A 14048-nucleotide genomic window follows, 5' to 3' on the forward strand; every position below is an offset into this window, starting at 1 on the left:
TTTAGTAGTTTATTTTAATTGTACGCGATATTACAAAAAATTGATGTAACAGTTTTTGGAAAAACTTATTGGAATTACTTTTTAACAAGATTTTTTGTTATTACAACCGTAAGATGTATCCTTCTCTAATAAAACGTTTCAAGTTCCAAGGTATAGTCATAATGCAAATCTTCATGTAATGATAAAATGGATTTTTTTATCAAGATTAGCTGCCTGTTTAAAATGTTTTGCAACGTTTGATTTCTTTTAATAGAAGGGTTCATATTTTTTAGAGTAATACAAAAATGTAAGAGCAGTTCCACCTCAGTTTCTTTGTTTTTAGAGTAACGAATGTATTTTTTTACCATTCTAAGTATTTTACGAACACTTTTTTTTATATAGAAATAACTGGTTGTATTTATATTACTAAACTCTTCGTCAATTTCATCTTTAATACTTTTTATATAACCTTCTTCGTTGTCTGCTTCAAAAAGTAAATAAGTAAGTAGTTCTTTATTCTCTTTTTTAAAGCGAGATAAACGTAGGCATAGTTCAGTAATGTCATCTTTAGAAAGATACTGAAGTTCGGTTTTAAGCTCTTTAACAGTAGCAGTTTTCATAAAAGGAATTTAAGAATCAGTTAGTTAGGTGATCTTTCTAAAATTAGAAAATGTTCATCCATTACATTACCAGTAAGTATGAGGTTTCTGAAAGGAGCAGCCACGGTAGATGCAGACATGTCAGTACCATCTTCAACATAAATTTGTTTAACTGTATAATCACCTTTTGAACGATAGTCTATTTTGATGATCTCAGATGGAGCGGTTTCTTTCTTTCCTTTGGCATATGCGGCAAAACGTAATAGATTGGGGTGTGCACCTATCCAAAGATTTCCATTTGAGTCGAATTCAATATTATCAACACCAGTATTGCAATCAATATTTTCAATAAAATCGAGACTTCCACTATCTTGTCTTTTATAGACTTTTACTAAAAATTTTCGGGGAGATGCAACAAAAACTAAGTTTCGACTCAGATCTAAATTAATACCATTGGCGTATGCAATACCATTAGCCACTTCTGTATAATTTTTACCATTAAAATAAATAACATTTGAGATGGATCTACCACCATAATCTTCAATAAACCGGCCAACACCCTCGGTATATTTATGATCATTGGTAAAGTAAAAACGGTGCTCATCTAATTGTACCACATCATTTGGACTTATCATTGAAGCATGTTCTAATGTTTCCATATGTGTTAGAGTTTTACCATTTAATTTAAAGACTTCAATACTATGTCCTTTAGGTGTGTGATTTACAGCGAGTATTTTATAAGTATTATCTACTTTAAGCATGGAAATACCATGAGGGGCAAACGCACCTTTAAAATTTGGGGTAAGATGAATGGGTTGATATTCTTTGTTCTTTAAGTCCAAATAATACAAACCACCTTTCTCTTCTTCTTGAGGAGGGAACTTTTGCCTGTCAGTAGCAGAAATTATAGCAAAACTATCTATATAACTTATAGTAATATCTTCGGCTCCGGGAATATTAATTTTTTTAATGATGCTTCCATCAAAATGGTTTTCAATGTTTCTAAAATAACCGGTAGTGATTAGAATATTTGCAATGAATACTAGTAATGCTAACACTATTAGAAGTAGTATTCTTTTTAGAATCTTCATGCAAGAATTGTTAAGAATACTAAAGTAAGCTTTTTACAATTTGGATTTCAGGTCTAGATGAATTAATATTTTTTGATAATTCAAGAAGTTCTTTATAGTAAGTTCTAGCTTTTAGGGCATTCCCGGCTTTTTTGGCTGCCATTGCAGCTCCGTATACACCATTAAATCGTTTAGGATGTAATTTAAGATTAGCTTCATACGCCTTCAATGCTTTTTCTGATATGTCGAGTTCCATATATAAATCTCCTAATAACTCTAACGCAGGTAATAATTGCCCAGGTGTTACAGGATGTTTTACAAGGCCATTTTCTAGATTTGCGGCTTTCTCCATGAGATTGATTGCCTCTTCTTTTTTTCCATTGGCAAAAGCCAACCAAGCTTTTGAACTTAACAGTTGAACTTCTACCAGTTGTGATCTGTATAGATCATCATTTGATTGCAACTCATCTTTAATAACATCTATTTTTTTTATTTCGCTCGATGCGGAAACAGTATCTTTTAAATTAGAAAAAGCCAAAGATTTTGTAAAGTGTAGCATGGCCTTCTGCCAAGGAAGTTTATCCCAATCAAAATCAATATTAGGTAATGTTAATTCTGAGGCTTCCTTCCATAACTTATTCTCTAAATAAACTCTCGAAGGAATTGCTATTAAAGCATAAGTTGCAGCCAAATCATTTTTAGGAAAGACTTTCTTGATATTTTTGACGTATTTATGCTTCGCAAAAGCGCTGTCATTGTTTCCCTGCTGAAGATAGGCATAAACTTGATAGTCTAGTGCATGTAGTTCATCAAACCAATTATATTCGGGATTCACACTATTCGCATAACATACCGCTGCATTAGCAGAACTCTTATTTGCTTGAATTGATTCATCCCATAGGCCTAATCGTGTAAAAATATGTGATGGCATGTGCTGCGCATGAGCAGATGCAGGAGCAATGGTCGCGTACCTTCTTGCAGTTTCGAGTGCTAAATGTGCCAAATCAGGATTGTCATAATTATGAATTAAATAATGCGCAATACCAGGATGATTAGGTTGATTGGGAAAGATGTTTTCTAATATTTTACCTGCTTTTTTCTCATTTATATATTCTTTGCTTGATTTGTCTCTAGTGGAATATAAAGCAAGGGCATAAAAGATGGCTGCCTCTGTGTCGTCTTTGTACTTTAGATACAATCCTTCCATCTTTTTTTCAAAATTCTTAGCTCTTGTCGTATGAGGAATTGTCTGCCAATCTTTATAATAAGCGCCTATGGCATCTAGATAATCTTTTTCTTTTCCATTTTTTGGAAGTGCATCTGCAATCTGTAATACTTTTGAGCCTTTGATGAGATCTTTTTCTGATGGAGGATACCAAACAGCGTGATAAATACTCATAGCTACTCCCCAGTATGCCATTGCACAATCTGGAGATTTATCTATGACTTTAGCAAACACCTTTTCAGCTTCCTCATATTCAAACGAATGTAATAGTGATACTGCCAGATTAAAATCATCACGTACTTCAAAGCTGCAAAAGTCAGAAAACTCTACATCGCCAAAAGAGTCACCACTACACAAAATCAAATCGCCTTTTAATAAGTCAACATTCAAGGATTGTAGCGTAGGAAGTTGCCTTTGTTCTTTTTTACATCCTAATATTGTAATGAAACTTATTAGCAGCATGTAATTAACCAGGTTTTTCATAAAACCAAAGTTACAAAAATGCTTCTAATCAATTGGTTTTAAGAAGTTTTCGGCAGCATAATTTCCAATTTTAGCTCCAAGTTTATTGCCTTCTTCAGAATCGTATCTAAAATGAATTCCCAAATACACTCTAGACATAGATGCTTCCATTCCTGCTTCAGAAAAACTATTGAATGAACGAGTAGGCGGGTCCATTTTCATTTTTCCAGAAAAGAAACCAGCGCTGTCTACTTCTTTTTGGACCATAGTAAATTTATAGTTATCGCCTTTACCAAAAGTATTTGCTAGAACAGTTGTGGCGGCTGTACTAGAGGTGCCATGTGCAGAAGGATAGGAGGGAAACGGATATGTATTCTTATGTAAATTATCCCATTCTAAATCGGGCTTTGTGTTTTTATTTCCATCATTAGCTGCCCAGCGAATTGCAGTATAAGGACGCCAGTGATTGTAATGAAATTTATTGTCAAATACATTTACATATCCATCAAAAATAACCATGTTCAATAATGCAAAAGTACGTGTAGCATCCCAAAGATTGGTTTTTTCTTTTTTGACTAGGTCACGAAGCAAATTATTAAAAGAGCTTTCTCCAAATTCTTTCCACCACATTGCCAAATGAGCTTGGTCTGGTGTTCTTGTTTTACTATCAAATCTACCTAATTCCTTCACTTCATTAAAAGCTTTGGTATAAGCTTCACTATTAATCTTAGGTGGCGGAGGAGCTCTAAAATAATCATAACTAGGTAATAAAAAAGGTCTAACTACTGCAAGTCCAGCTCCATATATAAAACCTTCGGGAGTACCACTATGCTCATTGAATTCTGCATAGACGCCTGGTGCCATAGGATGCCATGTGTAATCAGCTTCACCATCCCATTTATCACCTTTACGCTTTTCTAACACAGCTTTAGCCGAAGCTTCTCCTAAGGCCTTACCAGCTGCTTTACTCTCTGAATCTTCAATATTAGAAATATAATTGTTTAAAATTTTTTCGAAAGTATCCTTTCTATCAGGATATTGATCAATTGCTACTGCATAAGCGGCATAGGCTGCTGCGATAACAGGATCAGCGTTTGGAGATTTACTATGATAAGCATAATGTGTGTATTTAGGTACAATACTATTTAAAGCATCATGCATAGCTACATGCATCATTGATGCAGAACGAACTCCTTTCATAGTAAGGAGGTTATCTTCCGCAATAGCAGTTTCAATGATTTTTTGATTAAATGATGATGCTAAAGAGGCATCATAATTTTCGATCTTAAGTGTCTGTGATTTGCAGCTTTGTAGTAAAACTATGCAAGCCAAACTAATAAAAGTAAGGTGTTTGAATTTCATAACTTATATTTAAAAACTGCTGCAAGTTAGTTGAAGGTATTGTGAAATTCTATGCTAGAAAAATCAAAAAATATTCTAAAAAACTCAAACAACAACTAAGGTTTCTTTTTCTTTTAATGCTTTTTTATATCGAAGTGGAGAATCGTTAAAGTATTCTTTAAAACATTTAATGAAATGTGAAGTATTTTCAAAACCAATATCTAGAGCAATTTCATTAATATTTTTCTCTGTAGTCTCCAATAAAAACTTGGCATATTCTACACGTTTCTTCTTTAACCATTTGGCAGGAGTCATTTTATACAGCTTTATAAAATCCCTATTGAAAGTAGCCAAGCTTCGTCCGCTAAGTTTAGCCAATTCTTTTAGTTTTAGGTTAAACATAAAATGCTCTTCCATAATAGCTCTCAAATTTCGTTTATTACTAGCACTTAATTCCTTAAAATACCCTGTTGCCAATGGATTATAGCCACTTGTGGCTATATTGACAATTAATTCTTTGAATTTTATAGTTAACAAGCTCTTTGATGGTGGTGATTCTAATGAAAAATAGCCTAGAAGCGTGTCAAAATAATCTTTTAAAGATTTATTAAGATTTAGAGGAATGACAGAATCAGTATGCTTAGTTTTACCACTATTAAAACCCATTCCACATTCATGTTTCATCACCGAAGCAATAAACTCATCAGGTACCATGATAAGCAAAGCACAAAAATCACCGTTTAAAATCTTATAAACTCTATGTGCTCCTTTTTTTAGGAAAGCTGCATCACCTGCTTTTATAATATATTCTTCATGTGGTGTTTTCCAACGGCCACCACCCACAAAGACATAACAGAAATAGTTGGTTTTGATCCAATAATCAACAGGAGAACCTTCTATAGGACAATCGTAAGCAGTGAATAATACGTCATCTACTTTAAACTGTTTGAATAGAAAATTTCCATCAACAAACTCATAGAAATGTATCATGTCTTTGCGTCTCATAAGAAAAGGTTTAATTGTTGAAATAAAGACAGTTAGATGTACTAAATATACAAAATTTAGTGTAAAATGTGACCAAGCGAGAAGTGTTTATAAGTTGCTTGCTAAAGCTGGTCTATAGCATTCAAGTATGATAACGCTAGTTTTTGAAGCCCTAAACTATCCATAAGATTGCTGTCTTTTCTGTTAGAACCAAAGAAGGGTTCAACAATTATAGCAGGTGCTTTCCCTGAAACTAAAGATAAATACCCTCTTGAGCCTTTCTTCCTAATTTTTACTCCTCTATCTTCTTTTTTTGATCTATTAAATAGTCGTACTTGTTCCTGTTGAACAAGTTCAGCAAACTTTTTCGACTTTCTACTGCCGCTTGAAAGCACTTCACTCCCTGAAACAGTAAATACTGCTGAGTTAAAATGTAATTCCATTGAGTAATCTGCATTCCATAAATTTACTTGGTTGTAGACTTCTTTAATTTCTTTTGAATATGAGTTTCTAAATTTTCTGCTAAATATCTTTAATTCAAAAGGTGAGCTCGATGATTCTTGAAGCATCAAATCTGCTAACTGATTATTAAAATCAAATTCTGATCTATTTATAGGTTCTATAGCTTGAGCTCCTTGGTGTCTATGATTATGACCAACTACTATTGCAATTTTTTTCATAAGACTTTAAATTCAGGTATTGGTTCTGGGAAATAACCATCTTCATCTTTTGGTACATAATATTTAAGTATTACTTCTACTTTTCTGTTGAGTTGTCTAACTTCATCTGGATCATATCTGCTTCCTTGCATTAACATAGAAACAGTTTCGAAACTAACGTTTGGATGTTCAATTTCTTCCATCTTCTTTTCAATAAATTTTTGAACCGCTTTCATTCTTTTTGAAGCAATAACCTTATTTTGATCTAAAGTACCAATTGAATCAGTAAATCCCTTTAATATTACTTGGTGTGGTTTAATTTCTTCTATTAAATTTTCTAAAACACTTTTCCCAGTTCGATTTAAACTATCATCATTAAATCCGAAATATATATTAGTTTTGAATAGAGTCGGGCGGTTTCTTTTATATTCAGATTTTTGGGCGGTATGTTTGCTAATAAAACCTTTGGTTTTATACTTGTTTTCTGCAAGCATAGATTCAGCATGTTGTTCACTAATCCATCTGTTTAAAACGATTTTTTCACCTTGTTTTAAGGTGTCTAATACGTCTCCGTATTTGCGCATTTTTTTAATAAGCTTTTTTTGATGCTTTTCAGTATTTGCTGAAAATATACTACCCGTAATCGCGGTAACTAAAGTACCAAGGCTATTTTTAGAAATTTCGCCCTTACTTTCTTCACTATTTTGAAGATAAATAATTACAATTTTTTTATTAGGGCTTATTAGGTCTCTATAAGGTACTAATGTTGAATATACATCTCTAATGGTTGATAATCCTGAATTATCATAAACTCCTCCATCGTAATATTGACAACTGTCGAAAGTTGCACTAGCACTTAAAACGGGAAACATTTGGCTTAGATTAACAGCTTGTGCAGTGCTGATCGTCTTATTTTTTTTAGCTAATTTCTCTACTAGTTCTTCATAATGACTATTTTCACCTGAAATTTTTACCGGAGAAATAATACTTTTTTTCCGTTTTGTAACATTGTACGTATTAGGAATCAATAAGGGAGCCATATAGGTTGAATCATTTTTAATATCCTTTTTATCAATAATTGGAAACTTACTTTTATACGAAAAATGATCACCAAAATATTTGGTAAAATAATTGTTTTCTTCTCTCATTAACTGCTCATTTCTATTAATGTTGAATGGGTAAATTTTTTGAAATGGATTAATGTAAAATATTCGCATTATGCTGGAACTAAAGTAATCTTGATTGAAAAATTTCTTCAATGAATCTTTATTCACAAATGGTGCTGAGGTATTTTCTAATAATTTATTCTTCTTGGCATTTAAATACACAGCTGCCCCAACTGAACTACCGGAAACAGTAGAAATAGCTAAACAATTGTCATAGAAAGAAGATTTTTTTTGACTGTATGTTAAACTATCTAAATTCGCTAGACTAATAGATGTCCAGAATCCGGCACGTGATCCCCCTCCTTGACCTGCTACCAAGTAGATATTTTCATTGTTATTTTTTCTTTTATACAGCCATTCTTTAATATAAGTTGATATATGCATTCTATTAATACTGTCTTGATCTTTTAATTCATGAGTTTCTATTTCAACAAAATCTTCATATCCTTTAATAAATGGGTTAATATTGGCAAATAAGAAAAAGAAAAGTAGCGTTAAAAAGGTTAAGGGAATTAACTGCCTTTTGTTAAATGAAGATTTTCTTCTAAAGACATTTACAAAATTTGGAGATTTGGCATATAAATAAAAGATTAATGCAAAAAGCCCTCTTAAAGTTATTATTGACACCAATAGTATATCTATAGAACCTACACCAATCTTATTCTCAAAGCCTTGTTGATGTGTTACGTATATATAGGCCAGTATGATTAATAGATTCAACAAGGTTATAATTTTAACCACATTTTCTATAGTGCGTCTATACTTATCTGGATTATGAGATCTATGCTTATTATTAAGGATTAAATAATCAATGCTTACCCAATAGATAATTAATGATAGAAAGCTTAGCAGAGGTAACCCATTTTCATATTTATGTAGTAAAAAGTAGATCAATAAATATGTCACAAGACCAATGGGAATAATCATATAACTAAAGATCATCCAAAAACCGTCTTTATCAGGATTAGAGTTATTAGCGAGTAACACTTTAACATCTGATACTCCATCATTAGAAGAAGATTTCATTATTTTTTTCTCTTTTAGCTTGTCTTTTTGAATTTGCACGAACTTACTGAGAGCATAAAAGGAAAGACTAATAAGACAGAGTAAAGAAGTGGTTATAAACGGATCACCATTGAAATTTTTGATATAAAATGAAATAATTTCTCGCGTTTGATCAATAGCAAATACAATTAAAAAGAGTATGACACTTAATATTATATTAACTATAAGTGTTGAGTTAACTTTTAAATCACTTAATTCAACACTTTCTTCTATTTCATGTGCGTGTTCTTCAATTATTTTTTTTGTTTGATTACACTTAGTTTTAGCATAATCTGATAATTCTTTTCTGCTGATCATGATTAAGATTTTTAAGATTCATTTCAAACATGACTTGATTTTTGTAGTTAAGGACTTTTAGTGCTCTAATAGCAGCACATTATATTACCTTCTAAAAGCAGGGTATAATTTTGATTTGTGACACCCGTTTTAAGTAGTAATTTAATTTTCTCGTACAAAATTAAACCCATAAAGCGTTGCAAATCAAGAGGTAAACTCCTATTTTTAAAAGGATTTTTCCTATTTTTTAGTAAGTGGTTTTCCTGTAAAATTAGAGCTGCTCTTTTAACACCTTAATTTCATCTCGCAACTGTGCAGCTGCAATAAAATCTAAGGCTTTAGCGGCTTGCTCCATCAGTTTTTGTCGTTCTCTGATGCGTTTTTCTATTTCAAGCTTTGGTAAGTATTCTAAATCTTGTTCAGCCGCAATAGTAGCTGCAGCATCATAATGAAAGGAAGTGATATTACTCTTAGTTAGACTATCATCAATATTCTTTTTGATCTGCTTAGGCGTAATATTATTAGCTGTATTATAAGCAACTTGTTTTTCTCTTCTTCTATTGGTTTCATCAATAGTTAATTGCATACTATTGGTGATTTTATCCGCATACATAATAGCTCTACCATTTACATTCCGGGCGGCTCGCCCCACTGTTTGGGTTAATGAACGATGGCTACGTAAGAACCCTTCTTTATCAGCATCTAAAATGGCAACAAGAGATACCTCTGGTAAATCTAGCCCTTCCCGCAGAAGATTAACACCTATTAGTACATCAAATAATCCTTTACGGAGATCTTGCATGATTTCCACACGTTCTAGTGTATCAACATCACTATGAATATAACGGCAACGTACCTGAATTCTGGTGAGGTATTTGGTCAATTCTTCAGCCATCCTTTTGGTGAGTGTTGTTACTAAAACGCGCTCGTCTTTTTCAACACGCACTTGTATTTCTTCAATTAGATCATCAATTTGATTGAGGCTTGGTCTCACTTCAATTTCAGGATCTAATAAACCTGTAGGGCGAATGACTTGTTCTACAAAAACACCTTCTGTTTTTTGTAGTTCATAGTCAGCCGGAGTAGCACTTACATAAATAACTTGATTTTGCAAGGCCTCAAATTCTTCAAATTTTAACGGACGGTTGTCCATGGCAGCAGGCAATCTAAAACCAAACTCCACAAGATTCTCTTTGCGAGAACGGTCACCACCATACATAGCGTGCACTTGGGGAATGGTAACATGGCTTTCATCTATTACCATTAAGTAATCATCAGGAAAATAATCCAACAAACAGAATGGGCGTGTGCCGGCTTCCCTTCCGTCAAGATAACGCGAATAATTTTCAATGCCAGAGCAGTAGCCTAATTCACGAATCATTTCTAAATCAAACTCAGTACGTTCTTTTAAGCGTTTGGCTTCTAAATGTTTTCCTATTTCGTTAAAATAGTCAACTTGCTTGACTAAATCTTCCTGGATCAAATGGATTGCATTTTGCAAAACATCTGGTGAAGTGACAAAAAGATTGGCAGGATAAATATTCAATTTATCATAGCGTTCAATAATCTTATTGTTGACAATATCAAAACTTTCTATCTCTTCAATTTCATCTCCAAAAAAGTGAACGCGATACCCGTGATCTCCATATGAGGGAAAAATAGTAATCGTATCACCTTTCACCTTAAAAGTGCCACTTTTAATCTCAAAATCAGTTCTGGAATATAGGCTCTGAACTAGCTGATGCAAGAACTTAGTTCTGGCTATTTTTTGATCAACTTCAATGGTAATGACATTCTTTTTAAACTCAATGGGGTTACCAATACCATATAAACATGAAACAGATGCAACTACTAGCACATCACGTCTTCCAGAAAGTAGGGAAGAGGTTGTGCTTAGACGCAAGCGTTCAATATCATCATTGATAGAAAGATCTTTTTCTATATACAAACCTGTTACGGGAATATAGGCTTCTGGTTGATAATAATCGTAATATGAAACAAAATATTCAACAGCATTGTTAGGAAAGAACTGTTTGAATTCAGAATATAATTGGGCAGCTAAGGTCTTATTATGAGCTAATACCAAGGTTGGTCGTTGAATTTCCTGCACAACATTAGCAACTGTAAATGTTTTTCCTGAACCCGTTACACCCAATAAGGTTTGATCTTTTTCACCAGTTTCAATGCCCTTGCAAAGCTCATTTATGGCTTGTGGTTGATCTCCTGTAGGTTTAAAATCAGATTCAAGGGTAAATTGCATTCAACAAAAATAGTGAAGCTAACGCATATTTTAACGATGAAAGAGTTAATGTTTCTCTAATCCATTCTTAATATATACTCATGGTATAGTATATATATTTGAGTATTTACAAATCCCTTTTTTGTAATAATCTATACGATAAATAAATAAATAAAAATGCCCAAAATGATACAATAATCACATCTAAAAATTGAACTGAAAAGTCCTTAGAAAGATCTTCACCTACTTGCTTCGCAACACTTTGTACCGCATTTAGTCTTGTGAATGGTTCTTTAATTAGGTTCGCCATAGCTTCTAAAGGAAAGAACTGCATGACATTGTTCACTTTCTCGGTAATTGAATCAAAATTGAGATCTCTGAACTGCCAGAAAAGATATCCCTTAACAATACTTTCAATGATAAACCATACAATAATTCCACCTACAGCAAAAGCAGATCGTTTTACCAGTATGCCCATGAACAAACCAAATGAGAAGAAACCTACCAATTTGATAAAAAAGGCTAAGAGATATTCAAGATCTGAAAAGACAATGGCAAACTCATTATAATCAGAGTAGATATAGCCTAATATTAAGGAAACTATAAATACAAAAACCGTAGAAATTGCTGCAAAAGCAATAACGGTATAAAATTTTGACAGGATAAATTCCTTTTTACTTAAGCCATCAATTAGGTTTTGCTTTAGAGTTTTGTTGCTATACTCATTGGCCATCATAGAGACAATCACCAGTAACAAGAAGAATTTAAAAATAGCCGCCATAAACGTATTAAAGTGCCAGATGTATGGAAAATTAAAAATTCCCTGATCTGCCAGATGAAATTTTATAGGGCCGATATCAAACTTGATAGCCGCAATCAATGCTATAGATGTTAACAAGGCAAAATAAATAATAGATAGAACCCTGCTAGCGCGGTTATGTTTTAATTTATGAAATTCTATATCTAAAAGTCGTAACATGGTTGCTTAGTTGTTGTTGGTTAAGGTTAAGAATTGTTGTTCTAAGGTTGGCATACGTTTTATAAGATGCGATAGTGTAATTCCGTTTTTGAAGAGATATGCATTCATTTCTGAAGCCGATAATTCTTCTTTAAGTGTAGCTATTAGCTTTCCATCTTCTTCTTTTACGGAACCTATAGCCGAGTGGCTTTCCAAAAGAGCTTTCAACTTGTCTTCATCTGTATCCACTTTCATTTCAATAAGCCCGTTAGATGCTGTCATTTCATCCACACGTCCAGAATATAATTTAACCCCTTCACGAATCACAACCACATGTGTACATACTTTTTCTACTTCATCTAATAAGTGAGAGGCTAAAAGAATAGTGGTGCCATTACTTGCAATTTCTTTGATAATTTGTCTGATTTCATGAATACCCTGAGGATCTAAACCATTTGTGGGTTCATCTAAAATCAATATTTCAGGATCGTTTAATAAGGCAGAAGCAATAGCTAAACGCTGCTTCATTCCTAATGAATAGGTTTTAAATTTACTATTACGGCGTTCATACAGGTTTACAACTTTTAACTTTTCATCAATCTTCTCATAAGACACGCCCTTAATCTTGCAGATCAGCTTTAAATTTTGAACCGCTGTCATATAAGGGTAGAAATTGGGGCGTTCTATAATAGCACCAACTTTTTTGAGTGCTTCGTGCGTAGAAATTGCTCCATCAAACCAGCTAAATTCACCAGACGTTCTATTAACAACGTTTAAGATGATGCCAAGTGTGGTAGATTTACCACTACCGTTGGGCCCTAGAATGCCATATACGTTGCCTTTTTGAATGTCAAAGGAAAGATTATTTACAGCATGTACAGAGCCATATTTTTTATCTAAATTTTTAAGTGAAAGGATTGTTTCCAAAAGATATGATTGTTTGGTTGTTGTATAATATGACGACCAAAATAATCATTTGTAACAGATAAACTTAAAAAAAAAGTTGAAGCTTTTAATTCATCAAATCTTCAAAATTGTCGAAGTCAAAATCGTCAAGGTCTATCTCAACATCATTGCTTGTATGAGCATCTGGAACTAATTCACTAGTGAACTCTTTTTCAGGCGCTACATCAGGAATTCTTCCTAATGTAAAAAGTAATGCAGGTAATTCATGCTCTTTCAGACCGTCCAATACATCAACCATTTCAATAAAGAAAGACCACATTGAAAAGAAGTCATATACATAGATGAGCTTGTTCTTTTCTTCATCTAATACATCCTCAACTTTAAAATGTTGCATGGTTACAGAGTCACCATTTTCGCTCATGTCAAACAAAGGAATTTCAGCTCCTTGATTCCAATTATCATCGGTCATAAAAAATGAAGCCATTTCTGATCCATCAAAACCAAAAGCGTTGGTAATGGCATTGTGTAAGTCCTCAAGAGAATCAGAATTTAAGATAGCAATCTCTCTGATAACATCTTCTTCTGTGTCTAATATGATCCGTAATTTATAAACCATTCAATGAATTGATATTCTGGGCAAAGTTAGCCAATTCGCTTTATATAGTATCAAGATTTCCTTACTTTTACCCAGCTAAAGATTACTTATGAGCAACACTCCTTTTCTAGAAATTGTCAACAATGCCTCTAAAAATACCTTAATGGAAACTTTGGGTATTGAGTTTTTAGAAGCTTCACCGGAAAAAGTGGTGGCTACTATGCCAGTTAACTCAAAAGTGCATCAGCCAGATGGTGTTTTGCACGGTGGTGCTAGCGTTGCGTTAGCAGAAACTGTTGGGAGTTTTGCAGCAGCGTTATCCATTAATATGGAAACCCATATGGTACGGGGTATTGAGATTTCAGCCAATCATCTAAAAAGTGTGAAAGGAGGTATAGTAAAAGCTACTGCTTTACCACTCCATAAAGGAAAAACTACACAATTATGGGAAATCAGAATAACTGATGAAGCAGAAAGCCTAATATCTTTATGCAAACTAACTACAATGATTATCTCTAAATAGA

Annotated in this window: 12 protein-coding genes; 1 reads left to right on the top strand and 11 read right to left on the bottom strand. The window is 33.2% G+C overall.

Going from position 1 to position 14048, the window contains the following annotated elements:
* Positions 1-125: 125 nt before the first annotated feature.
* From AC1EU5_RS08350 to AC1EU5_RS08400, 11 genes are all read right to left on the bottom strand, one after another.
* Positions 126-599: a hypothetical protein gene (locus tag AC1EU5_RS08350; protein WP_480191920.1), complete on the bottom strand. Its 474-nt coding sequence runs from the start codon at positions 597-599 to the stop codon at positions 126-128.
* A gap of 20 nt (positions 600-619) precedes the next feature.
* A complete protein-coding gene (locus AC1EU5_RS08355; protein WP_480191921.1) occupies positions 620-1669 on the bottom strand; it encodes a hypothetical protein in 1050 nt (349 codons plus the stop codon).
* Positions 1670-1688: 19 nt separating this feature from the next.
* A complete protein-coding gene (locus AC1EU5_RS08360) occupies positions 1689-3356 on the bottom strand; it encodes a tetratricopeptide repeat protein (RefSeq protein ID WP_480191922.1) in 1668 nt (555 codons plus the stop codon).
* Between the two features lie 24 nt (positions 3357-3380).
* Positions 3381-4697 carry a vanadium-dependent haloperoxidase gene (locus AC1EU5_RS08365; protein ID WP_480191923.1) on the bottom strand — a complete coding sequence of 439 codons (1317 nt, stop codon included), beginning with the start codon at positions 4695-4697 and terminating at the stop codon, positions 3381-3383.
* 84 nt (positions 4698-4781) lie between these two features.
* Positions 4782-5681, bottom strand: a complete 900-nt coding sequence (locus AC1EU5_RS08370) for a helix-turn-helix domain-containing protein (protein ID WP_480191924.1) — start codon at positions 5679-5681, stop codon at positions 4782-4784.
* Positions 5682-5782: 101 nt separating this feature from the next.
* Positions 5783-6340, bottom strand: coding sequence for an N-acetylmuramoyl-L-alanine amidase family protein (locus AC1EU5_RS08375; RefSeq protein WP_480191925.1), 558 nt, complete (start codon positions 6338-6340; stop codon positions 5783-5785).
* Positions 6337-8847 (bottom strand): OmpA family protein, encoded by a 2511-nt coding sequence (locus tag AC1EU5_RS08380; RefSeq protein WP_480191926.1) that lies wholly within the window; start codon positions 8845-8847, stop codon positions 6337-6339. The genes AC1EU5_RS08375 and AC1EU5_RS08380 overlap by 4 nt, the downstream gene beginning before the upstream one ends.
* A 250-nt stretch (positions 8848-9097) precedes the next feature.
* The gene (gene uvrB / locus AC1EU5_RS08385; RefSeq protein ID WP_480191927.1) at positions 9098-11086 is read right to left on the bottom strand and encodes an excinuclease ABC subunit UvrB; all 1989 of its coding nucleotides are present in this window, start codon (positions 11084-11086) and stop codon (positions 9098-9100) included.
* Between the two features lie 106 nt (positions 11087-11192).
* Positions 11193-12044 (bottom strand): ABC transporter permease, encoded by an 852-nt coding sequence (locus tag AC1EU5_RS08390; protein WP_480191928.1) that lies wholly within the window; start codon positions 12042-12044, stop codon positions 11193-11195.
* Between the two features lie 6 nt (positions 12045-12050).
* Positions 12051-12950, bottom strand: a complete 900-nt coding sequence (locus tag AC1EU5_RS08395; RefSeq protein WP_480191929.1) for an ABC transporter ATP-binding protein — start codon at positions 12948-12950, stop codon at positions 12051-12053.
* An 85-nt stretch (positions 12951-13035) separates the two neighbouring features.
* Complete coding sequence (locus tag AC1EU5_RS08400; RefSeq protein WP_480191930.1) at positions 13036-13545, bottom strand: IS1096 element passenger TnpR family protein; 510 nt, start codon at positions 13543-13545, stop codon at positions 13036-13038.
* Between the two features lie 88 nt (positions 13546-13633).
* Between AC1EU5_RS08400 and AC1EU5_RS08405 the strand changes: the two genes are divergently transcribed.
* Positions 13634-14047, top strand: coding sequence for a hotdog fold thioesterase (locus tag AC1EU5_RS08405; protein ID WP_480191931.1), 414 nt, complete (start codon positions 13634-13636; stop codon positions 14045-14047).
* Position 14048 lies beyond the last annotated feature (1 nt).

Source organism: Maritimimonas sp. 2405UD52-3 (assembly GCF_056591715.1).

Excerpts from the sequence above, each read along its gene's own strand:
- AC1EU5_RS08390 (WP_480191928.1), bottom strand. The coding sequence starts at position 12,044 with ATGTTACGACTTTTAGATATAGAATTTCATAAATTAAAACATAACCGC.
- AC1EU5_RS08380 (WP_480191926.1), bottom strand. The coding sequence starts at position 8,847 with ATGATCAGCAGAAAAGAATTATCAGATTATGCTAAAACTAAGTGTAAT.
- AC1EU5_RS08350 (WP_480191920.1), bottom strand. The coding sequence starts at position 599 with ATGAAAACTGCTACTGTTAAAGAGCTTAAAACCGAACTTCAGTATCTT.
- AC1EU5_RS08360 (WP_480191922.1), bottom strand. The coding sequence starts at position 3,356 with ATGAAAAACCTGGTTAATTACATGCTGCTAATAAGTTTCATTACAATA.
- uvrB (WP_480191927.1), bottom strand. The coding sequence starts at position 11,086 with ATGCAATTTACCCTTGAATCTGATTTTAAACCTACAGGAGATCAACCA.
- AC1EU5_RS08405 (WP_480191931.1), top strand. The coding sequence starts at position 13,634 with ATGAGCAACACTCCTTTTCTAGAAATTGTCAACAATGCCTCTAAAAAT.
- AC1EU5_RS08365 (WP_480191923.1), bottom strand. The coding sequence starts at position 4,697 with ATGAAATTCAAACACCTTACTTTTATTAGTTTGGCTTGCATAGTTTTA.
- AC1EU5_RS08375 (WP_480191925.1), bottom strand. The coding sequence starts at position 6,340 with ATGAAAAAAATTGCAATAGTAGTTGGTCATAATCATAGACACCAAGGA.
- AC1EU5_RS08355 (WP_480191921.1), bottom strand. The coding sequence starts at position 1,669 with ATGAAGATTCTAAAAAGAATACTACTTCTAATAGTGTTAGCATTACTA.
- AC1EU5_RS08400 (WP_480191930.1), bottom strand. The coding sequence starts at position 13,545 with ATGGTTTATAAATTACGGATCATATTAGACACAGAAGAAGATGTTATC.
- AC1EU5_RS08370 (WP_480191924.1), bottom strand. The coding sequence starts at position 5,681 with ATGAGACGCAAAGACATGATACATTTCTATGAGTTTGTTGATGGAAAT.